Origin of the sequence: Pedobacter sp. W3I1 (genome assembly GCF_030816015.1) — a bacterium.
GTDB lineage: Bacteria > Bacteroidota > Bacteroidia > Sphingobacteriales > Sphingobacteriaceae > Pedobacter.
In genome coordinates, this window is the sequence record NZ_JAUSXN010000001.1 from 465,554 (window position 1) to 490,647 (window position 25,094).

The following is a 25,094-nucleotide window of genomic DNA, read 5'->3' on the forward strand; positions in this document are numbered from 1 at the left end:
TAATAATAGTAATGAAAAATAGATATATAATCTTTATGATGGCTGCTGCTTTAATGGCTACATCATCTTGCAAAAAAACACTACAAACAGAACCTAAAAACTCTATCTCATCTTCAGTTGCTTTACAAGAAGCTGCAGGTATTGAGGGTTTGGTTAACAGTTTGTACGAATCTTTACAGGCCACTGGTTATTATGGACGTAACTATATTGTCGTTCCGGAACTATTATCGGATAATATGCGTATCGTGAATACCAACTCTAACCGATTCGTATCAGAGTCTAATAATACTATTGCTGCAACAGTAGATTTATGGTCTGCAGGTTATGGCATCATCAATCGGGCAAATGGTGTAATTAAATATTCTGAATTGGTTACTGGCTTAACCCCATTGAGAAAGAAACAACTTCAGGGCGAAGCTTATTTTATTCGTGCTTTGGCTTATTTCGATTTGGTAAAAAGCTATGGTTATAATCCGCAACAAATTGTTTCTGGTAGAAGCTTAGGCGTGCCGATTACGCTTGATTTTGTCGAAAACTATCCGGCGGATATTAAATATCCCTCAAGAAATACGGTTACGGAGGTTTATGCTCAAATTAAAAAAGATCTTAACACAGCTCTTGGATTATTAGACAATACCTTTGCCCCCAAAAGAGTAAGCCTAGCTGCTGCGAATGCTTTAAGGGCACGTGTTGCTTTATTTAATGGCGATTGGGCTGATGCAGCTACTTTTGCTAATACTGCGCTTACTTCTGGTGTAGGTACTTTTGTAGATCCGGCTACTGCAGTTACACCAGCATTAAAATCTGCTGCTTATGCAACCATTTTTACTTCGCCAAGCTCTCCTGAATCAATATTTGAATTGAACTTTGAGGTTACGGAAAGTGCTGGTTCTGATGGTTTAAGCTCTTTTTATACCAGAAGCAATGTTGGTTTGCCCCCGTCTATTGGTGGAGCTGGTTATGGTGATGCCGCCCCTCAAGCAAACCTGGTTGCTGCTTATGAAACAGGTGATGTACGTAAAGATTTATTGTTTGCAATTACGAAAGGTTCTGAGCCAATTCTTTGGAACCAAAAATATCCAGCTGCAAAAGGGCCTCAATACGATAACATTAAACTGATAAGAGTAAGTGAAATGTACTTAACCAGAGCAGAAGCTAATTTTAGAAATGGCTCTGCAATTGGTGCTACACCTCAAGCAGATTTAGATAAAATTAGATTAAGAGCTGGTTTAACCCCTACACCTGTAACTTTAGATGCAATTCTTAAAGAAAGAAGAATTGAATTGGCTTACGAAGGCTTCAGATATTGGGATTTATTGAGAACAGGTTCGGCAATCAACAAATCTACTACTACCCTGCCTGCAAATGCAACCCCTAACTCTACAATTCCATACACAGACTTTAGGTTGTTAGCTAGAATACCGCTAACAGAAGTTCAAAATAATCCTAATATTACTCAAAACTTCGGATATTAATACTACAATTATGAAATCGAAAATATATTTATTGTTATTAAGCTTAATCAGTATCTCTTCAGTTTCTTGCATGAAGAACAGAGATAATCTTTACAGCGGACCGGATGTTGTAGAATTTGTTCCCTTAACTGCAACAGTTAAAAAAGGAACTCCAGCGGCACCAGGTACTGCAGTAGCAACCATACAGTTAGTGGGGCATCAGCAATCTGTTGATACTGAAATTATATACGAGGTGGCTACTACCAGCACGGGCACGACCGGTACCCACTTTAGTTTAAGTGGTACTACAGGCAAAGTAATTATTCCTGCAAATAGTAGTTCTGCTAATATTACGATTACTGCTATTCCCGCTAATATTGCTACGGGAACAAGAACAGTGGTGCTTAACCTATTAGGTAATGGTAACATTGCAGCAAGTGCAAACTATAAAACATATACGCTCACTATTACTCAATAAAAAAAGGGAGGAATTTTTTCCTCCCTTTTTTTAAAATCAACATTGCATGATTAATAAATTAAAGCATCTCATACTCTTCGCTATTTATCTAGCGCCATTTGGTACATTACGGGCACAGATTGTTCAGGATATTACAGGTAGACCACTAATTCAAAATAAATACGCTGAGGTAAAAGGCGATATTTACTTTAATGAAAATTGGTCTAAAGGGTATGTTAAATCTGCTGGCGGCAAAAAAAACGATGCTTATCTTTTAAAATATGATGAAGTTGAAGATGTACCTGTTTACTTATTGAAAGAAGAGGTTTATACTTTTGTAGTTCAGATTACAGAATTCAGTTTACTTGATAGTCAGGGAATGCCAGCAATATTCAGAAGTGGGTTTAAGCCAAGTTCTAAAACTACAGGGAAATCGTACTTCCAGGTTATTTATGATGGAGATATTAAATTTTTAAAGAAGAACATCAAAAACATTATAGAAGATCGTGAGTACAATGCCGCTACCATAATAAAGAAAATTACAACGAGCCCCCTTTATTTCCTGATAGATCGTTCGCAGAACATTATTCAGGTTAAGAGAGATGCTAAATCTATTATAAATGTGTTAACAAAAAAGGAAGAGTTAAGTAGTTATATTAAGGAAAACAAGCTCGATTTAAAGAAGGATCTGGATCTGATCAAATTCTTAACCTTTTATTCTTCAATTGTCAAAGAATAACTAATATTGTTAGTGCTCCTTTTTATATGATATTTTATTGGAGGAAGATTTTTTTAAATTTAAAATATTTTTATCAGTTTTTTCTTGAAAAAGCATATCATTTCTTTGTTTTGTTCTATATTTTATTGCTTTTAAGGTTTATTTTAGTTAATATTAGAGAATTATTAACTAAACTAAAATTTTTTATGAAAAAACTTCTACGGAGTTCGTCCGTATGTTCGTTTATTGCAAATTTTGCAATAAATTACGATCGAATTGCTACAAAAATCCCTATCATCCGGAATGACCTGTCATCTTTTTCAGATTTATGTGTTGAAATAAGATTACAATTGACAGAACCACCTCAGTTGTAATTCACGATAACATATTTTATCTATTCAATTAGCAATATTATTTCTTTAAAATTTTTAAAAAAACAGTTTTTTGACTGTACGGGGCTAATCGCTTCTTTATAAGGGCATTGATTTTATTGAATAATGCAAATATAAAATTGTAAAATTTGCATTACAAAATACTAAATCATATCTTGGATTATTATTAACTAAACTAAATTATTTTTATGAAAAAACTTCTACAAAGTTTGTTCATATTGCTATTTATTGCCACCTCAGCAATAGCGCAAGATCGAACAATCACTGGAACAGTTACAGCTCAGGAAGATGGATTACCCCTCCCTGGTGTAAGTGTAAAAATCAAAGGTGCATCAGGCGGAACCACAACTGGTGCAGATGGTAGGTATTCACTTAAAGTCAACAATCAAGCAACCGCACTGGAATTCTCCTATATCGGTTTCTTAAGCCAAACCAAAGCTATTGGCGGTAGTAATGTGGTTAATGTACAGTTAAAAAGCGATTCTAAAACATTATCTGATGTAGTCGTAACAGGTTATACTACACAATCAAAGAGAGATGTTACCGGCTCAATCGCAAGTGTAAGCGGCGAAAAACTTAAAAATCAACCTGTACAGAGTTTTGAGCAAGCACTTGCAGGTAAAGCGGCAGGTGTAAACATCATTCAGCCAAATGGGGTTTTAAATAATCCTCCGGTTTTCAGGGTGCGTGGTTTTAACTCCATCTCTTTAAGTTCTTATCCATTAATTATTGTTGATGGTATTCCAGTATTTACGGGCGATCAATCGGCAAACAGTGCGGCAGGTAATGCATTGGGAGACATCAACCCTGCCGATATCGAATCGATCGACATCTTAAAAGATGCGGCTTCATCTGCAATTTATGGCTCCAGAGCAGCTAATGGTGTTGTAGTGATTACTACTAAAAAGGGTAAACAAGGAGTAACTAAAATTAATTATGAGGGTTGGGTAGGAACTACAAAAGCTCAAAACCTTACACCATTATTAAATGCCGCCGAGTATGTTCTGATCAAAAATGAAGCAAGAACAAATAATGGCCAGGCGCCAGCATTCTTTCTACAAACAAAATCAGATGGCTCTCAGGTAGAAACCAATTGGTATGATTACGCTTATAGGACAGCTACATCTCAAAACCATGCTTTAAACTTCTCAGGAGCAAACGAAAAAACTTCATATTATGTATCATTAGGGTATAGTAATCAAGAAGGTTTTATCATTGGAAACTCTTTTGAAAGGAAAAATGGCCGTGTAAATATTGATCATAAATTATTTAAAAACGTAACCATTGGAACAAACTTTTCATACAGTAATACTTTAAACCGTGCGCCCAATACAGGTTCTTTGCCTGGACAGGCTTTTTCAACTGTAGGTTTGGGCAGGTTGGCCATAGTATTGCCTCCAAATGTAGCGGCATATAATGAGGACGGTTCTTATAATGTAAATGCGCCGGCAGGCTCTGTTGGTTTAGGTGCAAATACCATCGCATCAAATTATCCAAATGCAGCTGTGTTGGTAAACGAAGATAAAAATACATCAGAAAGCGACCGTATTATAGCAAATGCTTATGCATCAATCCAGATAGTAAAAGGCTTAACCTTTAAAACCACTTATGGTTTAGACAATCTTAAAATCGATAACAACTCATTTGTTAACCGTTTACAGGGCGATGGGTTTTCTTATGGCGGTGGTGCTACAAGTAATTTTGTTAAAAATAGCAGATGGAATTGGTCTAACACGTTAAGTTATAATGGTGTATTTGGTGATCATACTTTGGGTGCATTTATCGGCGCTGAAGACCAGTATACTAAATCGCTTGGTTATGGTGCAACCAGACAAGGGGTAATTGATCCTTTCATTGAAGTTTTTCAGGGAGCATTTGGCGCCATTACACCTGCTGGGTTAGTGCAGGGAGATAACGCTTTCCGCTCTTACTTTGGTAGTGTCAATTACGATTATAAAAAGAAATATTATTTAACCGGATCTTTCAGGCGTGATGGCTACTCCGGATTATCAGCTGGGAATAAATATGGTAATTTCGGGGGCGCATCAGTAGGTTATGCCATTTCAGAAGAAAATTTCTATAAAGACCTTGGTATCAGTAAAGTCTTAACACGGATCAAATTACACGGAAGTTATGGCGAGGTTGGAAATATTAACATTGGTAATTACCCAGCCTTGTTCTTATACAATCCAGGCTTATATGGTTCTTCACCAGCACTGTCTTTTTCACAGGCAGGTAATCCTGACTTAAGGTGGGAGACTAGTAAAAAAGCCGATATTGGAATCAATTTAGAATTTTTAAGCGGACGTTTCTCATTAGACGTAGATTATTATCACAACGACATCGATAACCTGGTTCAGAACGCACCTCAGGCGCCTTCAAAGGGTGTTCCGGGAAATGCAATCACAACCAATGTTGGTAAAATGTACAACAAGGGGCTTGAATTTACATTAAATTCAAGGAATTTTGATGGTGATGATTTCGGTTGGACAACCAGTTTTACTTTCAGTACATTGAAAAACGAGGTGACTGCTTTGGGTAATAACAATGCAGATCTTTTTGGCGCCACCTCTTTAGAAACCGCAAACATTACCCGCGTTGGTTATCCAATCGGATCAATTTATACGGTACAAACCGCTGGGGTCGATCCGGCAACTGGAGAAAGAATTTTTATCAATAGAAATGGTGAAAAATTGAGATTCAGTTTCCAAAGAGCAACAGCTGCCCGTTATCAATACCTTGATGGTCCTAAGGCAGGTCAAAATGCCACTGCAATTGATGCAGCATTAGATGCCACAATCACTGGACAATCAATACCAAAATGGTTCGGCGGTTTAGATAATAATTTCCGCTATAAAGCTTTTGATTTAAGTTTAGGCTTAACATTCTCAGGCGGGAACAAAATTTACTATGGATCACAAGCTGGTCTTCGTGATCAACGTTTTTGGAATAACGATGCAGGAATGTTAAATAGATGGACTACACCAGGTCAGATTACAGACATACCACGTGTCGTTTATGGTGATAATACTTCAAATGGATCTGCTTTTGCACAATCACAGAATGTTTTCTCTGGTAATTTCTTGAAAGTAAGGAATCTAGCTTTGGGTTATACGCTCCCAAAAACACTTTTAGGTAAATATGGCATTTCGAACGTTAGGCTTTATGCGCAATCTAGCAACCTTTGGATTATATCTGATTATCCGGGGCCAGATCCAGAGGTTTCTGTAAACGGAAACTCCACTACAACCGGAAATAGCGGTAACCTGGCGCCGGGCGTAGATAGAAACTCTGTGCCATCTGGTAGAACATTTACTTTTGGTATTAATGTTGGATTTTAAACTTAGAGATCATGAAAATTAAAATAAATAATAAAATAAAATACCTTTTTATAGCCGCTCCTTTGCTCTTTGCGTCATCATGTAAAAAGGATTTCTTAACCACAGCTCCAGATACATCTTTACCAATTGAAGATGCATTTGCCAATCCGGATAGGATTTTGTCGCAGGTAAATGGTATATATGCAGGTGTAAAAAGTGGCCAGTTTTATGGTGGAAGGTATTTAATCTATAACGATATCCGTGGCGAGGACTTTGTGGTAAATAAACCCAATGGGGTAACAGGTTTAGATACCTGGAGATTCAATTTAACTTCGAATACCAATGAGGTTGTTAATTTATGGGGCGCAATTTATGCTGCAATAAACAGGGCTAATCTTGTTATTGAAGGCGTAAATGCTAATGCCTCTTTACTTAGCCCCGCAATAGCGAAACAATATATTGCAGAAGCTAAGTTTTTGAGGGCTTTATGTTATTATAGTGCATTACAATTATATGCCAAACCCTATATTACGGATAATGGTGCCAGCCTGGGTGTACCCTTGAGGCTTAAAGGTGAAAAGGATCTAACTGGTAACGACTTAAAGAGAAGCACTGTTGCGGAGGTGTATACGCAGATTTTAAAAGATTTAAATGAAGCAGAGCCAGACTTGGCATTAACATTGCCAACAACAGCAACATCCATACGAGCTTCCAGGAATACCGCAATTGCCTTTAAAACCAGAATATACCTGACAATGGGCAATTTGCCTGCTGTAGTAACTGAAGCAAATAAGATTGTTAGTGCAACAGCACCATTTAAAGCAACAACAGGCACTCCTTTACAGTTAGAAGCTAATATTGCTACTGTATTTGGTGGTGCTTATACAGGTAACGCTACAGCTACAGAAGCTGTGTTATCTTTCCCGATGGCAGATTTAGATGCGCCGGGGACACAGAATCAATTGGCTTATTATTACAATGTTTCACCAAACCAAGCGGGCGGTAATGAAGAATATTTCTTAAACCCTACAGGTATTTTGGCCAATCCTGTTTTCGCTGCCGCTTCAACTGATGCAAGAAAAAGTTTAACAACAGTTTCTGGTGCTAATACCTATTTAACTAAATTTAAGAGACCATCTCCATATACAGATTATATTCCTGTAATTAGATATGCTGAGGTTTTATTAAACTTAGCAGAAGCTACGGTGGTAACCGATCCAGTAAGATCTATCGCATTGCTTACTGCGGTTAGACAGCGCTCTAATCCAGGTTATGTATTTCCGGCAGCAGATTTATTGCCTGCGAACTTAAAAAACACTATCCTAACTGAAAGAAGAATTGAGTTACTAGGAGAAGGTTTTAGGTCTCCAGATGTAATGAGGTTGGGTGCTGGTTTCGTTGCAAAAAGTGGTGCTCAAGGAACCGCTCCTGCAATTCCATTTAATACTGCAGGTTATATCTGGCCAATATCAGCTAATGAAGTTCAAAACAATAAATTGATTGTTCAGAATTAAATTTAATCCTTAGCAAGAAAGCCCAACGAAGAGATTCGCTGGGCTTTCTTGTTTTATATCGTAACCGTTTATTTCTTATCCACATTATATTTCCCCGGGCCAATAAAAATCAGTCCGAAAAATGCAATACTAATTCAATCGTATGGCTGGCACCTTTTTATATGCATTCAAATAATAGCCATCGTTTTCTTTATAACCAGATGACATCTTCTAAAAGCTAATCTGCTTGTTAAAAGCGTTTTGAGATATATCGACGACTGAAAATTAAAATCGTAAAATTTGCATTACAAAATACTAAACCATATCTTGGGTTATTATTAACCGAACTAAATTATTTTTTATGAAAAAACTTCTACAAAGTTTGTTCATATTGCTATTTATTGCCACCTCAGCAATAGCGCAAGATCGAACAATCACAGGAACAGTTACGGGCAAGGAAGACGGAATGCCGCTTCCTGGTGTAAGTGTTAAAATTAAAGGCGCTTCTGGCGGAACTACAACAGGCGCAGACGGGAAATATGCCGTTAAAATTTCTCAACAGGCTACGGCTATAGAATTTTCATCTATTGGTTTTTTAAGTCAGAGCAGAAACATTGGTTCATCCAATTCTATTAATGTAATCTTGGAGAGCGATGCCAAAAGTTTAAATGAAGTTGTGGTAACTTCTTTTGGAGTACAGAGAGATAAGAAAAGCCTTGGTTACTCTACAACTAAAATAGATGCAGAGGTATTAACTGCATCAAAAGCAACTAACATCACTAACCAATTTTCTGCCAAAGTACCGGGTGTAAGGGTTCAGGGTTCTGGTGGTGCATTTACAGGAGCCAGCGTTATTATACGTGGTATGACTACCTTTACCGGTAGCAACCAGCCATTATATGTTGTTGATGGTGTACCTATTGACAACAGTGGTGGTGGTACCCCTCTCCAGACGGGTCCGTCGCTGTCGAACAGGGCAATTGATATTAACCCGGAAGATGTGGAAAATGTTGTTGTGCTTAAAGATGCAGCAGCAACATCTATTTATGGTTCTAGAGGCGCCTCGGGAGTAATTTTGATTACAACCAAAAAAGGTAAAAGGGGCGAAAAAGGAACAATTACGTTTTCAACAAATTACGCTCTCGGTAATATAAATAGGCTTCCTGAGTACCAAAATGAGTACGCTCAGGGAAATAATGGCCTATTAACCCAAGCAAATATTGGAAATGCTACTGTTTTGGGTAGTGGTGTTTCTACTTCATGGGGCCCTAAAATTGCAGGACAGACGATTACGAATTCCCTAGGTCAAACTGAAATTTTACAGGCCTATCCAGATAACGTTAAAGATATCTTCAAACAGTCTTATAATTTACAGAATAATTTAAGCTTTAGCGGAGGAACGGAGAAGTCTACCTTTAGAATAGCTTACGGTAATTCAACTGAAACCTATGTAATAGACAATAATAAGTTGAAGAGAAATAATTTGACTTTTAGCGGAACTACTGATGTTACCAGTAAATTAACTGTTGGAGCATCTATAACGTATACAAATACATCTTCAATCAGAACATTACAGGGAAACCAATTATCTAACCCATTATTTAGAGCTTATTTTACACCAAGATCTTATAATTTATCTGGCCTTCCATTCGAGGATGCTAATGGAAATCAGTTATGGTTTGGGGGTGAGGACCATCCTTACTGGACTATTAAATATAATAAATATAACGACGAGGTTAACCGTGTTTTGGGAAATGTTAATGCCAAATACAAATTTACAGATTGGTTAAATGCAGACTTAAAAGTAGGATCGGATTTCTTTAACTTAAAGAGTAAAGGATTTGATGAGATCGGAAACAGAGGAGGAGGCTTTGCCGGAGCGAGCTCTAGATTAGTGGGGGGGATTGTAGACCAGGTTAACAATGTTCGTAATATGTCATCATATTTAACCGTTAATGCAAACAAAACCTTTGGAAGTTTTAATTTGAGCGGTACGCTTGGTAATGAGATTAATCAGAATTATGTTGGCAATGCACAGGTAATCGGATATAGCCTAGTGGTTCCACATTTCAATAATTTAAAAAATGCTTTAACTTATAACCCGGCATTTGGCTCGAGCAAAACGCGCTTGATGGGTATTTTTGCTGATTTTGTAGCTGACTATAAAGGTTATCTGTCTTTAAACGTAAAAGCTAGAAACGATTATTCTTCTACTTTAACACCAGCAAACAGGTCAATTTTTTATCCTGCAGCAGCTTTAAGTTTTGTGGCAACAGATGCTTTTCCAGAACTTAAAAGTGATCGCTATGTGAATTTAATTAAACTGCGTGCCAGTATTGGAGAAGTGGGTAAGGGAGCACCAGCGTACAGTACAGAAACATATTATGATAAATCTTCTGCTAGTGATGGAACTGGTGCAGTGATTAACTTCCCTTACAATGGTTTAGCCGGATTTACCTTGAATGATGGCGCTGGAAATCCCGATATCACTCCAGAATTTACAAGAGAGATTTCATTTGGTACAGAATTGGGTTTTTTCAGAAACAGGTTAACGGTAGATGCTACTTATTATACCAGAAATACCAGAAGCGTAATCCTTTCTGTTCCGTATTCTGCAACATCTGGTATTACCTCGGTAGTTAAAAATGCTGGTAAACTTTCTACAAAAGGATTCGAATTGTTAATCGGTGGAACTCCAATTAGATCTAACGATTTTTCATGGGATATCAGTGTAAATTATACTAAATACAAATCTGTGGTAGAAGAACTTGCTCCTGGAGTTGCAAACATCTTCTTAGGAGGATTTACTACCCCAAATATCAGGCTTGTCGCTGGTGATGAATACGGCCAAATTTATGGTTCAGCTTACCAAAGAAATGCGGAAGGTAAACTTTTGATAAGCCCAACAACCGGTTTGCCTCTTGCGAGTGCAGATGTGGTTAAAATTGGCAATCCGAATCCTAAATATACAATGGGGATTAGCAATACCTTTACCTATAAGAGTTTTTCACTTTTCACTTTGTTAGATATTCGTGAAGGCGGAGATCAATATTCAAGAAATATTGCCGATGTGCAGCGTAATGGTGTAGCGGCAGAAACTGGGGAATTTCCACGTTTTGAAGCAGATGGTGTAACTCAATCTAAACCTTATCTTTTTGAAGGGGTTTATGCCTCGGGAGCAAATGCCGGCCAGCCTAATACCATCAATGTAAGAGCACAAGATTATTACGGGAATACAGGTAAATATGTAGCTGCAGAAGGATACATTTTTGATACCTCTTGGTTTAGATTGCGTGAAGCTTCTTTGAGCTATCGCCTGCCATCTGATTTAATAGGTAAAAATATATTTAAAAGTATTGAATTAGGAGTTTTCGGCCGTAACTTATATTTAAGGGCTAAAAATTATCCGCACTTCGACCCAGAACAAAATGCACTTGGTGTAAGCAATGCTCAAGGTCTTGAATTTAATTCATTGCCAAGCACCAGAACTTTTGGTGTAAACCTTAAAATTGTATTATAATTTTAATTGTAAAATTTTATGAAAAAATTCAAATATAATGTCATAATTGCCTTTTTAACTATAGGTGCTTTGACAACAAGCTCGTGTAAAAAATTCTTTGATATCAACACCGATCCTGATGCCGTATTAGCTGCCCCAATCGAACAGCAGTTATCTTCTTTAACTGTTAACATGGGCTTTTTTGCCGGTAGTGATGTGAATAGATATACATCGTTGATTATGCAACAGTTTTCTGGGCAAAGTAGTGGTACTCAAAATAATACACAACTTTATGAGAAATATTTAATCCAGGGATCTGATGAGAACAATGCTTGGTCTGCTATGTATGCCACGATTTTAAATGATGCGGAAAACATTATCAAGAATGCAAATGAAACCGGGAATCCTCATTATTCGGGAGTAGCTAAAATCATAAAGGCATATGCTTATCAGGTTACTGTTGATGTTTGGGGAGATATTCCGTTCTCTGAAACACAAAAATTGACTGAAAATACGCAACCAAAATATGATACAGCTGAATCGATCTATCCAGAGCTTATCAAGCTCTTAGACCAAGGAATTGCTGAGGTGAGCGCAACTACATCCAATAAGTCGCCTGGTACAAACAGCACTATATATCCAGGAGCGTTTGCAACAACTAAGGCGAACTGGATTAAATTTGCTAATACGCTTAAGCTTAGGATTTATTTACACTATAGTGAAAAAAATGCAGCCTTTGCTAAGACTCAGATAGATCAATTGATTAACTCAGGTGTTCCATTGTTTGCAAGTAATGCTGACAATTTTCAAATGACTTTCGTTAACCAAGCAGCTTCGAGGAACCCTATTGATCAACATGAAACAGCCCGTGCAGGTTATTTAGTGGCTAACGATAAGATTGTAACCTTAATGAATAATAAGCTTGATCCAAGACGCCCATTTTACTTTACGCAATTTCCAGCAGGATCTGGTTTGTATAAAGGTGCAATCAGCGGTGATGCTGCATCTCAAAATTATTCTAAACTACATGCTTACTTAAGAGGCTTCGCTAATAATGCATACACCGGCGATGCGCCGATCAGGATGCTGACTTTTGCAGAATATAACTTCATCAGAGCAGAAGCTGCACTTAGGTTCAATTCACCTGGTGTCGCCCAAACGTTCTTTACGGCTGGTATAACTGCCTCTATGACCGATGCTGGTGTGTCTACAGCAAACATCGCAACCTATTTAGCTGCAAATGGAACATTGGTTGGTACAACTGATCAACAGCTATCTCAAATTATTACCGAGAAGTATATTGCAAGCTATGGTGTAATAGTAGAATCATGGACAGATTGGAGAAGAACAGGCTATCCTGCAATTGCTCCACCAGCAAATGCAGTTGTACCTTATGTGCCTAGATCTTTATATTATCCTCAATCAGAAATAGATTTAAATCCAAATGCTAAGCAAAAGCCAGGGTTAAATGTGAGAGTGTTCTGGGATACCAGACCATAATCAAAAACGATCATAAATTAGAATGCCCCAAAGCAAAATCACTTCGGGGCATTTTTTATGCTTTAAGATAAAGCTATTTCTTATCCACGCTATATTTCCCCGGGCCAATAAAAATCAGTCCTAAAAAAACAATGCCTAATTCAACGGCATGGCTGGCACCTTGTAAGCCATCTCCTTTGCCAAAATGAACCAGCGCAGCTATAATCATCGTAAAGATTAATAAAATTAGTGCCGGACGAAAAAACAACCCCACAATTAAAAGGAAACCACCAAAGGTTTCGGCAACGGCGGCCATAAAACCCCAAAATATGGGTAAAAAGTTTATGCCGATCACTTTCATGCTTCCTCCTAAACCAGTCCAGCCTTCTGGGCCGCCCGCAAGTTTCGGGAAACCATGAATAATAAACATTACACCTAAACCAATGCGTAGCAGCAACAAGCCTGTATTGCAGTATTTTCCTAAATTATCTAAAATCGCCATCTTATAAATATTTAAATTGAACGTTGTTTGTTTCTACTTTTAAGTTCACTTCGGCACCTAAAACCATACTGAGGTTATTGTTGATATGCCCCATCGGGAAATTAAAGCAAACCGGGAAATCGTATTCTTTAACAATATCCCAAATTACCTCATCGGCTGTTTGCCCGAAAGAAATCTTTTCTTCTTCAATTTCATTAAAAGCGCCAATAACCAAGCCCTTTAAGGTTTTTAGTTTACCCGCTCTTTTCAGCATCCGCAACATGCGGTCTATAGCATACTCTTGCTCGCCAACATCTTCCAAAAAGAGAATTTTATCTGTAAAATCCATTTCCGAAACCGAGCCCTGTACCATAGTAAGCAAACTCAAATTACCACCAATCAAAATCCCTGTTGCCTCCCCTGCCCGATTTTTAAATGCGCTTTGATAAGAATAGGTCTGTTTTTCGCCAAACAGCGCTTTTTGTAAAGAAAGTAAAGCCGCTGGTGTAGATTCATCAAATGTATAGGGCATTTGTGCGTGTAAACATTGGGTATTGCATTGCGCAACCAGGTGCGATAGTAGAACGGTAATATCGCTGAAGCCTACAAACCATTTAGGGTTCTGGTTAAATTTCGTAAAGTCCAGGTCATCAATAATCCTGATGGTACCATAACCGCCACGCCCCGAAATAATCGCTTTTATAGATGCGTCATCTAAAAAACGCTGAACATCTTTAGTTCTTAAAACATCAGTTCCGGCAAACTGGTGGTGGCTGGCATATACACTTTCGCCAATAATAACCTCCAAACCCCAGCTTTCTAATTGTGCTATGGCATGGTGTATAGGTTTCGGTAATTTCTTTGCCGGACATACCAGGGCAATCTTATCTCCTTTTTTTAAATACGGGGGCTGCTTAATCATCTTCAAAACACTTATCTTTGCCAAATTAATAAAAATTGTTTTGGATAATAGTAAAATAAAAAGATATACCGTAACTGCAGCGCTTCCATATACCAATGGACCGGTTCATATTGGGCACCTGGCTGGTGTTTACATCCCTGCAGATATTTATGCCCGTTATTTAAGGTCGAATAAACGCGATGTAAAATTCATCTGTGGATCTGACGAAAATGGTGTGCCTATTACTTTAAAAGCCAAAAGAGAAGGGATTACGCCTCAGGAAGTGGTAGATAAGTATCATAAAATTATTGGCGATTCCTTTAAAGAGTTTGGCGTATCTTTCGATATCTACCACCGTACCTCATCGCTTACCCATCATCAAACCGCTGCCGATTTCTTCGAAACCCTTTACAAGAAAGGTGTCTTTACAGAAGAAGTTACAGAGCAATATTATGATGCTACGGCGAAACAATTTTTAGCCGATCGTTATATTACCGGTACCTGCCCTAGGTGTGGTAACGAAAATGCTTATGGCGATCAGTGCGAAAACTGTGGGTCTACGCTTAATGCGACCGATTTAATCAATCCAAAATCGACCTTATCAGGCGATAAACCAATTTTAAAGGAAACTAAAAACTGGTTTTTGCCGCTGGATAAGTACGAAGACCGTTTACGTACTTATATCGAAAGCCATAAAGAATGGCGCCCAAATGTATACGGCCAATGCCAAAGCTGGTTAAATGCGGGTTTGCAACCAAGGGCGATGACCAGAGATTTAGACTGGGGTGTGCGTGTTCCACTTCGCGATGCCGAAGGTAAAGTACTTTATGTATGGTTCGATGCCCCTATTGGCTATATTTCTGCAACCAAAGAGCTGTGCAACTATGCCAAGCTCGATGTGTGGAATCCTAAAGCCGAAGAATATTACATCAGCAGTTACGAAAATGATAAATGTGGTTGGGAAGAATACTGGAAAAGCGACGAAACCAAACTGGTTCACTTTATCGGTAAAGATAACATCGTTTTCCATTGCATCATTTTCCCGGCAATGTTAATGGCACATGGCGAATATACCTTGGCCGATAATGTGCCGGCAAACGAATTCTTAAACTTAGAAGGACAAAAAATATCAACTTCTAAAAACTGGGCCGTTTGGTTAAACGAATATTTAAGAGAGTTTGAAGGGAAACAAGATGTATTGCGTTATGTATTAACCGCAACCGCTCCTGAGACGAAGGACAACGATTTTACCTGGAAAGATTTTCAGGCGAGAAACAATAACGAGCTGGTTGCCATACTTGGCAATTTTGTAAACCGGGTAGTGGTGCTTACACATAAATACTTTGGCGGTACAGTACCAACCTGTATGGAAATTGCTGAGGTAGATCAGGCTATTATTGATGAATTGGCTGGTTACCCGGCAAAAATCTCCGCATCTATAGAAAACTACCGTTTTAGAGAGGCGCTATCAGAAGTAATGAATGTTGCCCGTTTAGGGAATAAATACCTGGCCGAAACCGAGCCATGGAAACTCATTAAAACCGACGAAGACCGCGTAAGAACAATCTTGCATATTGCACTTCAAATAGCAGCGAATATTCAGATCCTGATCGAACCTTTCTTGCCATTTACGGCCGAAAAGTTAATGAAGATGCTCAAAAATGGCGGTCATGATTGGGATGATGCAGGTACGGTGAGCTTGTTAAAACGTGGTCACGAAATTGGTGAAGCGGTACTGTTGTTTGATAAAATTGAAGATGCCGAGATCGATTTCCAGATCGCGAAATTGAACCAAAGCAAGGCCAGTAATGCGGCAAATAATGCAGTTGCCGTTCCGGCAAAAGAAAATATCCAGTTTGACGATTTCTCGGCAATGGATATCCGCGTAGCCACCATTATAGCTGCAGAAAAGGTAGAGAAAACTAAAAAACTATTAAAGTTAACGGTAAATACAGGCATTGATGAAAGAACGGTGGTTTCTGGTATTGCCGAATATTATAAACCTGAAGATATTGTTGGGAAACAGGTAAGTATAATTGTTAACCTGGCGCCAAGAGAGATCAAAGGTATTTTATCGCAAGGCATGATTTTGATGGCCGAAAATGCCGAAGGCAAACTCACTTTTGTGGCACCTGTAGAAAAGTTCCAGGAAGGCAGTGTAATCAGATAGTGTTTACTGCATTAAACTTAAAGCCATTTGAAATTAATCAAATGGCTTTTTTATTAGGGGTTCATCCGGTTGAAATAATCAGCGATTACTTCGTTGTTTGCTTTTGCTCTGTCGCCACTCGTTCCAAAGGTTAGCTCAGTTTTTCCTTCTTTCATCTGTTCAAATACTGTTTCTACAAAGTCGCTCACTACAGGGTGTACATCATGTATGCCTTTTCCGCCTAAATTGGTGTTTAAGGCAGGTGGTATCATTTCAATTACCTCTATTGGAGAAGTTTTAAGGCTGTGACGTAATGACAATGTAAACGAGCGCATAAATGCTTTTGTGCCACAATACACAGGCACTGCTGATAAGGGTACAAATGCCAGTCCCGATGTTACGTTAATGATTGTATCGAGCGAATCTAATCCGGTAAACAGTTTCGTTAAATGAAGGGGAGCCAGCACATTGGTAGTGATTTCATCATTTGCTTTTTCGTAAAAATCACTGTCGTTAAGGTGCATCCAGTTCTGGATGCCCGCATTGTTAACCAATACATTTAAATCGCCATGGTTTTCGGCAATCCAGTTATACAGTTCAATCCGATCAGCTTCAACGGCCAAATCGCATACTTTGGTGATAACCGATGGTAGTTTTTCTGCTGCTTCTTTTAAAGCCGATTCTCTTCGTCCGCAAATAATTACGGTATTGTTTTCTTGAATAAATCTTTCGGCCAGCCCTAAACCTATACCGCTTGCACCACCGGTAATCAGGATTTTATTTTTTGTTAGTTTCATGTTCTTAATCAATTTGATAGGACAAAGATGAGGCTATTAAAAAGATTTATTATGGTGAGTAGTACAGTTTTTTGGATGCCACTAGTACCCGATAATCTCAATGGGTGCCTGTTATAATGGATTCTGTGCATTATTAAATGCTTGTTAAATGAATTCTCTTGCCACAAAACTTTTGTTATATTTGCGCAACAAATGGTCCCGTAGTTCAACGGATAGAATAGAAGTTTCCTAAACTTTAGATATGAGTTCGATTCTCGTCGGGACCACTTCCTTAGATTCAAACCAAAACATTGCCGCGCAAATAATTTATTTTCAAGGCTTTGTTTTGGTTTTTAACGCATTAAGACTTATGGTTGTTCGTTCTGAATGGCTGGTTTTGAATTGCTTCTTAACTAATTGATTTATAGCTTGTTCCTCCAACGAGCATCTTGATGACTCACCAGCTCAAATGTACATTTGCTTAATTTTTAAATATATCATTATGAGTTACAATTTCCATCTTTCTTCTATCTGACGAAATCAGCAAAAGTGAAAAGGATGAACGAAAATTTCAATGTATTTGACTTTGAGTTGTCTGCCGGTGATCTGACAGCCATCAACTCGTTAGATCAAGATAGCGGACTCATTAGAGTGTTTAAAAAATGGTTGAAAATCTGACTACAACAATTACCAATTGGGCTACTTTTTACAGCACGACAATCAGGAAATTTGTAATGAAATTAATTCAGTGTTAGAAACAATCAAAAAAGAATGATGCAAAAGAGAAAATTAGGAAATAGCGGATTAGCGGTTTCCGCGTTGGGCTTCGGCTGTATGGGTTTAAACTTTTTGGATGGCAAAGGTCTTGATAAAAAAGATGCCATCACACTACTACGCAACGCAATTGAAAGAGGTATTACATTTTTTGATACCGCAGAAGCCTACGGACCTTACACCAACGAAGAAATTGTTGGCGAGGCATTACAGCCTTATCGAAAAGACGTAGTAATCGCCACAAAATTCGGTTGTAAAGATGCCCGACCGGCAGTAGGTTTAGACAGCAGACCTGAAACGATCAGAGCCGTAACCGAAGCCTCTTTAAAAAGATTAAAGACAGATTACATTGATTTGTTGTATCAGCACAGGGTTGACCCTAATGTTCCGATAGAAGATGTTGCAGGTACAGTAAAAGACCTGATACAAGAGGGCAAGGTGAAATATTTCGGTTTATCGGAAGCAAGTGCTACAACCATTCGAAGAGCCCATGCAATACAACCTGTATCAGCATTACAAAGCGAATACTCTTTGTTTTGGCGTGAGCCGGAAAATGAAATCATACCAACACTAGAAGCGTTAGGAATTGGTTTCGTTCCCTTCAGTCCTTTAGGCAAAGGCTTCCTCACAGGTATCATAAACAAAAAATTAAACGATATCGACCGTAGAAACATTATTCCCCGTTTCAGTGAAGAAAATATAAAGGCCAATCTGGTTTTAGTGGAAGCGCTTTCTGAGATTGCGCAACAAAAAAATGTGACCACCGGACAGTTGGCATTGGCCTGGCTCTTGGCTCAAAAGCCCTGGATCGCACCCATCCCCGGGACTACAAAATTGCATCGTTTAGAAGAGAACATCGCCAGTACAAATGTTGTATTAACAGCCGATGAACTTGCAAAAATTAACACCACAGTAAATGGAATTACCCTTGTGGGCGACCGCTATCCCGAATTTTTAGAAAAACAAATAGACAAATAAAAACAAACCGCAATGCAAAATATTAAAGGAAAAGTTGTAGCCATTACAGGCACAAGCAGCGGTATTGGGAAAGCCATTGCCATAGAATTAGCAAAAAACGGTGCAAAGGTTGTTTTGGGTGCAAGGCGAACAGCACAATTACAACAACTTGTTGAAGAAATTAAAAGCGAAGGTGGTGAAGCCACCTTCGCTCAGATTGATGTAAAGAATAAAGCCGATTTAGTGCGGCTGGTCAATACAGCAGTAGAGGAATACGGAAAATTAGATGTCATTGTAAATAATGCAGGTGTTAGTCAGTTAAGCCGCATTGATGAATTGGATATTGACGGATGGGAAGAAATGATTGATATTAACCTTAAAGGCGTTTTGTATGGGATGGCGGCCGCAATTCCCATTTTCAAACAACAACAATCTGGTCATATCGTCAATATCATTTCAACTTCAGGAATTAAGATTGTGCCCATGCAGGGCGTTTATGCAGGAACTAAAAATGCCATTCGTACCATTGCAGAAGCATTTCGTCAGGAGTCAGACGGAAACATACGCATCACAGGCATTTCGCCCGGAATTGTGAGAACAGACTTTGCAGACAACATCAAAAACGAAGAAATGAAAACAGCTGTTCAAAAAGGGATGAAACAAATTGCCATAGATCCCATAGCCATTGCTAATGCTGTCATTTATGCCATAAGCCAGCCTAACGATGTTGAAATTGGCGACATTGTTATTCGCCCTTCAAAACAAAATTGATTAAATTCGTAAACGAAAAATGCAGCAACCATCTAACATCAATAACCTAAAAAGTATATCGCAATTGGTGCGTATCTTGGGACTTCCTGCGCCATTGCACCCACTGATTGCATTGGTTGATTACAATAATGTTTCGATGGAAAGGTTTCCGAAAGGGCAAAAAGTAAGTCTTGATTTTTACAAGATTTCCTTTAAACCTACCTTTACAGGGCACATCAAATACGGACAGGGACATTACGATTTTGAAGAAGGCGGATTAGCATTTTTAAAGCCTAAACAAATCGTTTTTTCACCTGAAGAAACAGAAAGCTATGAAGGGATTGCTTTGTATTTCCATCCGGACTTTATCCGAAATTATCCGTTAGGAAAAACAATAAATCAGTATGGCTTTTTCTCTTACGATGTTTCAGAAGCCTTATTTCTATCGGCAAAAGAAAAAGAAATTATAGCCAGTTTATTTACCACAATAGCCACCGAATTAGCCAACAATATTGACCATTTTAGCCAGGATGTGTTGGTGTCGCAAATAGAATTGTTATTGAATTACAGCAATCGTTTTTACAACAGGCAATTTATCACGAGGAAAGCAATCAATCACGACATCATCACTTCTCTGGACGAACTTTTAAACAGCTATTTTAAAGAAGAAAATAGTCTGAAAAATGGTTTGCCATCAGTGAAATATATCAGTACAGCATTAAAGCTATCGCAGCGCTATTTGAGTGACATGTTGAGTTCATTAACAGGACTGAATACACAGCAATACATTCAGAACGCAATCATTGAAAAAGCGAAAGAAAAATTATCAACTACAAATCTTTCCGTTTCGGAAATTGCTTATGAACTGGGCTTTGAACATCCACAATCGTTCAGCAAACTTTTCAAGGCAAAGACAAATATTTCGCCTTTGGAGTTCAGACATTCGTTTAATTAAAGAGAGCAGAAAGCGAATTCCGCTCTTGCGAATTTAAGTAGCCAGCCCTCTGGAATCAGGCCGTCGAAAAATGAAAATAGGATTTTGCTTTGATAGGAATATGGTGATAAGGGAAGGCTCAGACTTATGGGCTTGGCGCTTTCATTACTTAGGTATTTTGAGTCATAAGTAAACCTATAGCCATTATCATACTTCTCCAGATATCCCGCAAGATTATCCCCAAACAATACTTTTGATCTAATCCACATGTCCATCCTCCATATTGGTTATGCCAACCTGTTTCCCAAACAATTCAAGTACTTGATTTACCTTATCCAGCCTCAAGGTCTGTTTTCCTTGTTCCAGCTCCCTAAGGAAACGAAGCCCCACCCCAGCTTTGAATGCCAATTCCTCTTGTGAGAGTTTAACCAGCTTGCGTTGTGTTTTTACAAATATTGATAATGGATTACTCATGATTATACCCTTATGGGTATAAATATAGTAAAAAAACTAATTAGTATACCTCAAAGGGTATAAAATATTTATTCATAATGATGATTATACCTGATCGGGTATGAAATTGATTTGTTCTTCGTTAAATACACCCCATGGGGTATAATAAATTAGAGTATTTAAAAAAATCGCGCTGTTCGCGATACGCGAACAAATAAATACACTGAACATCACCACATTCTTTGAAAAGCCGATAAAAAAATATAAGTATTGCCACAATAGATAGATTTATGCAAATCTGACTATAGCATTTGCAACCGTTCGTCTAGAAATTACAGGCGTTGGTCTAGTGGTTAGCAACGCTGGTATAATACAAGGTTTTTGCCTGCAACGTTTGATGGACAGCTGCGTCTTAATAACAAAACAAGAACAAAAACCTAAAATATAAAAGATATGAAAACTCTAGCAAAAATATTATTCGCAGCAGCATTAACAGCAGTATTATTTACTTCATCAGCCATGGCAACTTTTGCTGCTGAGCCAGTTAAAGCAGAAACAAAAACTTCTTCATTATCAAAATTCAACAGGATCTGGGTGAGCGGTAATGTTAAAATCATCTTAACCCAAGGTGACAAGCAAAATGTAGAGGGTGCGAGCAACTATGATGCTGCAAAAACCTCCGTATCAACTGATGGAAAAACCTTATTTATCAATTCATTGGAAACAAGTCAGGTGACACTGAATGTTACCGTAAAAGATTTAGAAAGAATTGAAGCTTATGGTCAATCGGTTGTGGTAACCAGCAATAATTTCGATGTAAAATACCTTCAGTTATTTTTAGGCCAAAGTGCAACCGCGAAGATCAAAACTACCACAGGGAGTTTGTATACTATCGTTAAAGATGATGCAGTATTAAAATTAAATGGTACTGCTGGTCAAAGTACAATGATCGTTAGCAACATGAAAAATGTAAAATTAGCCGACTTTGCCAGTCTTAAATCAGCATCATATGCTTCTGAGGCGATCATGAACGCGGAACAAAATGCCATGAATTTAGCAAAATAGAAAATATCAATCAGATAAGCTAAAGCTGCCCGTTGGGTGGCTTTTTTTGCGAAACAATTAGCAAAGGTAATGTGGAAAGTGTTAGTAAAAATTTTTGGAGTGTGGTTTTTATCCTTCTAATTTACCCATGTACTTTTAGAATTTAAAAGCATATGGGTATTAGTTTATCCCCCTGTCGAAAAAGGTTGCAGAGAATCATTTATGGGAACACTCGTTTTTTTATAACTTAACTTCGATTTTATAAGAGAATTATTAAATGAAAATTAAAATCAGTAATAAGGGACTAGTAAAAACTATGGAATTAACTTAGTAACTATTAAATATTCAAAATTAGTTTCATTACATCTTTGTATGATGCAGAAGGGAACAAAATTTGGAGGCAAGAATTAGTATTTACTGCATTTCGTTCCTGTGTAACCGCAAAACTATATTGAGTCATTCTTGTAGCTATCCATTCCTTAATTTCAAAATGAGTTCTTACCGAATCTGGCACCTCGGTTCTGATAATGCGCTCTAAATGCTGATAGCTGGCGGGACTCCCATTAGCCCAATTCCAAGTTTTTGCAAGGCTATTGATGAACCATAAAATACTTGGATTGGTAATACTATTGGACGGTAATGTTAATTTCTCCACTAAGAACATTTCCTGAAACTTTTGTTGTCTTATTTCTTTCAATTGGAATGAAGACCGGGATCGGAAGTGATCCTGGGGGATCAATATCTATAAAGAGAGTTCTTCCAGTTGTTAGCAGCTTAAGTTTGAATGGTCCATTGGCTAATGTATTAACCTCAAAATGGGGCCTTCTGGTTACGCCATTAAAAGGATTATAAGTATCAAAACTTATAGCAGTAGATTCACGGAATAGCTCTGCAATAAAAGTAGGAGCATCAGAAAAAGAAATTTCGACTTGTCCGATTACACGCTGCATCATCAGATCCACGGTTTTATTCCCCGTAATTCTAACGGTGTCTTTTGCCAGAAATGTATCAGTGGTCCTATAATTTTTTTCGCCTTCGTAAGGGTCTGGATAAAGATACTGCATATAAGCCTGTGCAATTGGTAGTTTTACTGGTGTTGTAGCAGGCGTTTGATAAAAAAGGTTAATGCCAAATGCTGTGTTGGATCCTGCTGCAACAAAAATGTAATTTGTAGAGGGTAGGTTAAAGGTGATTTGTCCGAAATTTAAATCAGTTGAGCTTTGAGTTTGCCTTGCTACTTCTTCACCACTAGAGACATCGTAGGCAATAATGCTGAGTTGTGTAATATAGTTTTTTATTGGTTCGTTTTGGAATCCAACATTAGCCTCCCCAATGTTGTGATTTAATCCACCAATACGAAAATTGACGGAATATTTTTTTTGACCTGAACCATTCCCTATTAAATCAAGAAGATCCGTTTTACAGCTCATTAGTAAAATCGACTGTGACAATGCCAATAGCAAAAATAACTTTCTCATACTGCGAATGTAAGATTAATTAAGGTGTATTATGCTGTAAAGCAGACAGTTGTAAAGTTGTTTACACGTGTGAATAAACTGTTTTTTTATCCCGAAAAGATAATAGGTTAATTTTCTGCATGATTTTGATCTTCCTCTTGGTTGAAATATGATCAATAAGTGTGTAGCATTGTGCACTTCTCCAAATTCACATCAAATAAAAGTAGAATGCTAAGCTAATGATGATAACTAATTGATTTATCTATTTACTAGCTTTGAACTGATTGTCAACATTGAACGCTTATTTAATTAACTCGAAAAATTGACAACTTGTATACTCATTTAGCTAATTATGGAGTATGTCAATGATCATTGATGGGTTATCCGCAGAATGATTCGTTAACTGCTGCAATCTAATAGCATATGCCCGCGATTCAACACACAACCTTAACTCGGAAATGATGTTCTAAAAGGCATGTTTGCTAAACTTGTTGCTATACATTATTTAGCCTTTCCAACCGCTCAGCTCACAATCATACTTCTCCAGATGTTCGGCAAGGTTATCGCCAAACAATACTTTCTACCTATTCCCCATGTTTAGCCTAAGGTGTTCAAGAAATCATGCTGTTCATGATCCATGAACAGACGATTGAAATGAACATCACTACATTTTTTGAAAGCCAATAAAAACATAAGCGTAGCCACAAACGCTAGATCTATGCAAATCTGGCTATAGCATTCGCAACCGTTCGTCTAGAAATTACAGGCGTTGGTCTAGTGGTTACTGATGCTGGTATAATACCAGGTTTTTGCCTGCAACGTTTGATGGACAGCTGCGTCTTAATAACAAAACAAGAACAAAAACCTAAAATATAAAAGATATGAAAACCTTAGCAAAAACCTTATTCGCAGCAGCATTAACAGCAGTAGTATTTACTTCATCAGCCATGGCGACTTTTGCCGCTGAGCCGGTTAAAGCAGAAACCAAAACTTCTTCATTATCAAAATTCAACAGGATCTGGGTGAGCGGGAACGTAAAGATCATCTTAACACAAGGTGAAAAACAAGATGTAGCGGGTGCCAGCAACTATGATGCTGCAAAAACCTCCGTATCAACTGATGGAAAAACCTTATTTATCAATTCATTGGAAACAAGTCAGGTGACACTGAATGTTACCGTAAAAGATTTAGAAAGAATTGAAGCTTATGGTCAATCGGTTGTGGTAACCAGCAATAATTTCGATGTAAAATACCTTCAATTATTTTTAGGCCAAAGTGCAACCGCGAAGATCAAAACTACCACAGGCAGTTTGTATACTATCGTTAAGGATGATGCAGTATTAAAATTAAATGGCACTGCTGGTCAAAGTACAATGATCGCTAGCAACATGAAAAATGTAAAATTAGCCGACTTTGCCAGCCTTAAATCAGCATCATATGCTTCTGAGGCGATCATGAACGCGGAACAAAACGCCATGAATTTAGCAAAATAGAAAATATCAATCAGATAAGCTAAAGCTGCCCATTGGGCGGCTTTTTTTGTTTAAGGGCTTAATGTGCTAGCTAAGACCTGAAAAAGCAATGGTGTGCAAAATGACTGATCCCA

Annotated in this window: 19 protein-coding genes and 1 tRNA gene; 14 read left to right on the top strand and 6 right to left on the bottom strand. The window is 38.0% G+C overall.

All coding sequences use genetic code 11. The features are described from left to right. Nucleotides 1-11 precede the first annotated feature (11 nt). The 7 genes from QF042_RS02000 (at nucleotide 12) to QF042_RS02030 (ending at nucleotide 12,833) form a co-directional block, all read left to right on the top strand. Nucleotides 12-1,475 carry a RagB/SusD family nutrient uptake outer membrane protein gene (locus QF042_RS02000; protein WP_307524826.1) on the top strand — a complete coding sequence of 488 codons (1,464 nt, stop codon included), beginning with the start codon at nucleotides 12-14 and terminating at the stop codon, nucleotides 1,473-1,475. Between the two features lie 10 nt (nucleotides 1,476-1,485). Beyond that, complete coding sequence (locus QF042_RS02005) at nucleotides 1,486-1,932, top strand: hypothetical protein (RefSeq protein ID WP_307524827.1); 447 nt, start codon at nucleotides 1,486-1,488, stop codon at nucleotides 1,930-1,932. 46 nt (nucleotides 1,933-1,978) lie between these two features. Further along, the gene (locus QF042_RS02010) at nucleotides 1,979-2,650 is read left to right on the top strand and encodes a hypothetical protein (protein ID WP_307524829.1); all 672 of its coding nucleotides are present in this window, start codon (nucleotides 1,979-1,981) and stop codon (nucleotides 2,648-2,650) included. A 559-nt stretch (nucleotides 2,651-3,209) separates the two neighbouring features. After that, a complete protein-coding gene (locus tag QF042_RS02015) occupies nucleotides 3,210-6,362 on the top strand; it encodes a TonB-dependent receptor (RefSeq protein ID WP_307524831.1) in 3,153 nt (1,050 codons plus the stop codon). A gap of 11 nt (nucleotides 6,363-6,373) precedes the next feature. Further along, nucleotides 6,374-7,855 (top strand): RagB/SusD family nutrient uptake outer membrane protein, encoded by a 1,482-nt coding sequence (locus QF042_RS02020; protein ID WP_307524833.1) that lies wholly within the window; start codon nucleotides 6,374-6,376, stop codon nucleotides 7,853-7,855. Between the two features lie 340 nt (nucleotides 7,856-8,195). Beyond that, entirely contained in the window at nucleotides 8,196-11,354 is a 3,159-nt protein-coding gene (locus QF042_RS02025; RefSeq protein WP_307524835.1) for a SusC/RagA family TonB-linked outer membrane protein, read from the top strand. An 18-nt stretch (nucleotides 11,355-11,372) separates the two neighbouring features. Next, complete coding sequence (locus tag QF042_RS02030; RefSeq protein WP_307524838.1) at nucleotides 11,373-12,833, top strand: SusD/RagB family nutrient-binding outer membrane lipoprotein; 1,461 nt, start codon at nucleotides 11,373-11,375, stop codon at nucleotides 12,831-12,833. Between the two features lie 73 nt (nucleotides 12,834-12,906). Here QF042_RS02030 and QF042_RS02035 read toward each other — a convergent pair whose 3' ends face one another. Continuing rightward, the gene (locus tag QF042_RS02035) at nucleotides 12,907-13,314 is read right to left on the bottom strand and encodes a DoxX family protein (protein WP_307524840.1); all 408 of its coding nucleotides are present in this window, start codon (nucleotides 13,312-13,314) and stop codon (nucleotides 12,907-12,909) included. A gap of 1 nt (nucleotide 13,315) precedes the next feature. After that, entirely contained in the window at nucleotides 13,316-14,239 is a 924-nt protein-coding gene (locus QF042_RS02040) for an LD-carboxypeptidase (RefSeq protein WP_373459057.1), read from the bottom strand. A 16-nt stretch (nucleotides 14,240-14,255) separates the two neighbouring features. Here QF042_RS02040 and metG point away from each other — a divergent pair, with 16 nt between their 5' ends. Then, the gene (gene metG / locus QF042_RS02045; protein WP_307524842.1) at nucleotides 14,256-16,364 is read left to right on the top strand and encodes a methionine--tRNA ligase; all 2,109 of its coding nucleotides are present in this window, start codon (nucleotides 14,256-14,258) and stop codon (nucleotides 16,362-16,364) included. Nucleotides 16,365-16,417: 53 nt separating this feature from the next. Here metG and QF042_RS02050 read toward each other — a convergent pair whose 3' ends face one another. Beyond that, the gene (locus QF042_RS02050; RefSeq protein WP_307524844.1) at nucleotides 16,418-17,140 is read right to left on the bottom strand and encodes an SDR family oxidoreductase; all 723 of its coding nucleotides are present in this window, start codon (nucleotides 17,138-17,140) and stop codon (nucleotides 16,418-16,420) included. A gap of 194 nt (nucleotides 17,141-17,334) precedes the next feature. Here QF042_RS02050 and QF042_RS02055 point away from each other — a divergent pair. The 4 genes from QF042_RS02055 (at nucleotide 17,335) to QF042_RS02070 (ending at nucleotide 20,555) form a co-directional block, all read left to right on the top strand. Continuing rightward, nucleotides 17,335-17,406: transfer RNA gene (locus tag QF042_RS02055), tRNA-Arg, on the top strand. A gap of 487 nt (nucleotides 17,407-17,893) precedes the next feature. Further along, nucleotides 17,894-18,871 carry an aldo/keto reductase gene (locus tag QF042_RS02060; protein WP_307524845.1) on the top strand — a complete coding sequence of 326 codons (978 nt, stop codon included), beginning with the start codon at nucleotides 17,894-17,896 and terminating at the stop codon, nucleotides 18,869-18,871. 12 nt (nucleotides 18,872-18,883) lie between these two features. After that, nucleotides 18,884-19,621, top strand: a complete 738-nt coding sequence (locus tag QF042_RS02065) for an SDR family oxidoreductase (protein ID WP_307524847.1) — start codon at nucleotides 18,884-18,886, stop codon at nucleotides 19,619-19,621. 19 nt (nucleotides 19,622-19,640) lie between these two features. After that, nucleotides 19,641-20,555 (top strand): AraC family transcriptional regulator, encoded by a 915-nt coding sequence (locus tag QF042_RS02070; protein ID WP_307524849.1) that lies wholly within the window; start codon nucleotides 19,641-19,643, stop codon nucleotides 20,553-20,555. Here the strand turns inward: QF042_RS02070 and QF042_RS02075 are convergent. Both QF042_RS02075 and QF042_RS02080 read right to left on the bottom strand, forming a co-directional pair. Further along, nucleotides 20,552-20,809, bottom strand: a complete 258-nt coding sequence (locus tag QF042_RS02075) for a HipA N-terminal domain-containing protein (protein WP_307524851.1) — start codon at nucleotides 20,807-20,809, stop codon at nucleotides 20,552-20,554. The two genes, QF042_RS02070 and QF042_RS02075, sit on opposite strands and share 4 nt — an antisense overlap. After that, on the bottom strand, nucleotides 20,793-21,008 hold the full coding sequence (locus tag QF042_RS02080; RefSeq protein ID WP_307524853.1) for a helix-turn-helix domain-containing protein: 216 nt from the start codon (nucleotides 21,006-21,008) through the stop codon (nucleotides 20,793-20,795). Before QF042_RS02080 ends, QF042_RS02075 begins: the two co-directional genes overlap by 17 nt. 432 nt (nucleotides 21,009-21,440) lie before the next feature. On the opposite strand from QF042_RS02080, the gene QF042_RS02085 reads away from it, so the two are divergent. Continuing rightward, nucleotides 21,441-22,052, top strand: coding sequence for a GIN domain-containing protein (locus QF042_RS02085; RefSeq protein WP_307524855.1), 612 nt, complete (start codon nucleotides 21,441-21,443; stop codon nucleotides 22,050-22,052). A gap of 605 nt (nucleotides 22,053-22,657) precedes the next feature. On the opposite strand, the gene QF042_RS02090 is transcribed toward QF042_RS02085, so the two are convergent. After that, nucleotides 22,658-23,509, bottom strand: coding sequence for a hypothetical protein (locus tag QF042_RS02090; RefSeq protein WP_307524857.1), 852 nt, complete (start codon nucleotides 23,507-23,509; stop codon nucleotides 22,658-22,660). Nucleotides 23,510-24,369: 860 nt separating this feature from the next. Here QF042_RS02090 and QF042_RS02095 point away from each other — a divergent pair. Next, complete coding sequence (locus QF042_RS02095) at nucleotides 24,370-24,981, top strand: GIN domain-containing protein (protein WP_307524859.1); 612 nt, start codon at nucleotides 24,370-24,372, stop codon at nucleotides 24,979-24,981. The last annotated feature ends 113 nt before the right edge of the window (nucleotides 24,982-25,094 follow it).

Excerpts from the sequence above, each read along its gene's own strand:
- QF042_RS02000 (WP_307524826.1), top strand. The coding sequence starts at position 12 with ATGAAAAATAGATATATAATCTTTATGATGGCTGCTGCTTTAATGGCT.
- QF042_RS02005 (WP_307524827.1), top strand. The coding sequence starts at position 1,486 with ATGAAATCGAAAATATATTTATTGTTATTAAGCTTAATCAGTATCTCT.
- QF042_RS02010 (WP_307524829.1), top strand. The coding sequence starts at position 1,979 with ATGATTAATAAATTAAAGCATCTCATACTCTTCGCTATTTATCTAGCG.
- QF042_RS02015 (WP_307524831.1), top strand. The coding sequence starts at position 3,210 with ATGAAAAAACTTCTACAAAGTTTGTTCATATTGCTATTTATTGCCACC.
- QF042_RS02020 (WP_307524833.1), top strand. The coding sequence starts at position 6,374 with ATGAAAATTAAAATAAATAATAAAATAAAATACCTTTTTATAGCCGCT.
- QF042_RS02025 (WP_307524835.1), top strand. The coding sequence starts at position 8,196 with ATGAAAAAACTTCTACAAAGTTTGTTCATATTGCTATTTATTGCCACC.
- QF042_RS02030 (WP_307524838.1), top strand. The coding sequence starts at position 11,373 with ATGAAAAAATTCAAATATAATGTCATAATTGCCTTTTTAACTATAGGT.
- QF042_RS02035 (WP_307524840.1), bottom strand. The coding sequence starts at position 13,314 with ATGGCGATTTTAGATAATTTAGGAAAATACTGCAATACAGGCTTGTTG.
- QF042_RS02050 (WP_307524844.1), bottom strand. The coding sequence starts at position 17,140 with ATGAAACTAACAAAAAATAAAATCCTGATTACCGGTGGTGCAAGCGGT.
- QF042_RS02060 (WP_307524845.1), top strand. The coding sequence starts at position 17,894 with ATGCAAAAGAGAAAATTAGGAAATAGCGGATTAGCGGTTTCCGCGTTG.
- QF042_RS02065 (WP_307524847.1), top strand. The coding sequence starts at position 18,884 with ATGCAAAATATTAAAGGAAAAGTTGTAGCCATTACAGGCACAAGCAGC.
- QF042_RS02070 (WP_307524849.1), top strand. The coding sequence starts at position 19,641 with ATGCAGCAACCATCTAACATCAATAACCTAAAAAGTATATCGCAATTG.
- QF042_RS02075 (WP_307524851.1), bottom strand. The coding sequence starts at position 20,809 with ATGGACATGTGGATTAGATCAAAAGTATTGTTTGGGGATAATCTTGCG.
- QF042_RS02080 (WP_307524853.1), bottom strand. The coding sequence starts at position 21,008 with ATGAGTAATCCATTATCAATATTTGTAAAAACACAACGCAAGCTGGTT.
- QF042_RS02085 (WP_307524855.1), top strand. The coding sequence starts at position 21,441 with ATGAAAACTCTAGCAAAAATATTATTCGCAGCAGCATTAACAGCAGTA.
- QF042_RS02090 (WP_307524857.1), bottom strand. The coding sequence starts at position 23,509 with ATGAGAAAGTTATTTTTGCTATTGGCATTGTCACAGTCGATTTTACTA.
- QF042_RS02095 (WP_307524859.1), top strand. The coding sequence starts at position 24,370 with ATGAAAACCTTAGCAAAAACCTTATTCGCAGCAGCATTAACAGCAGTA.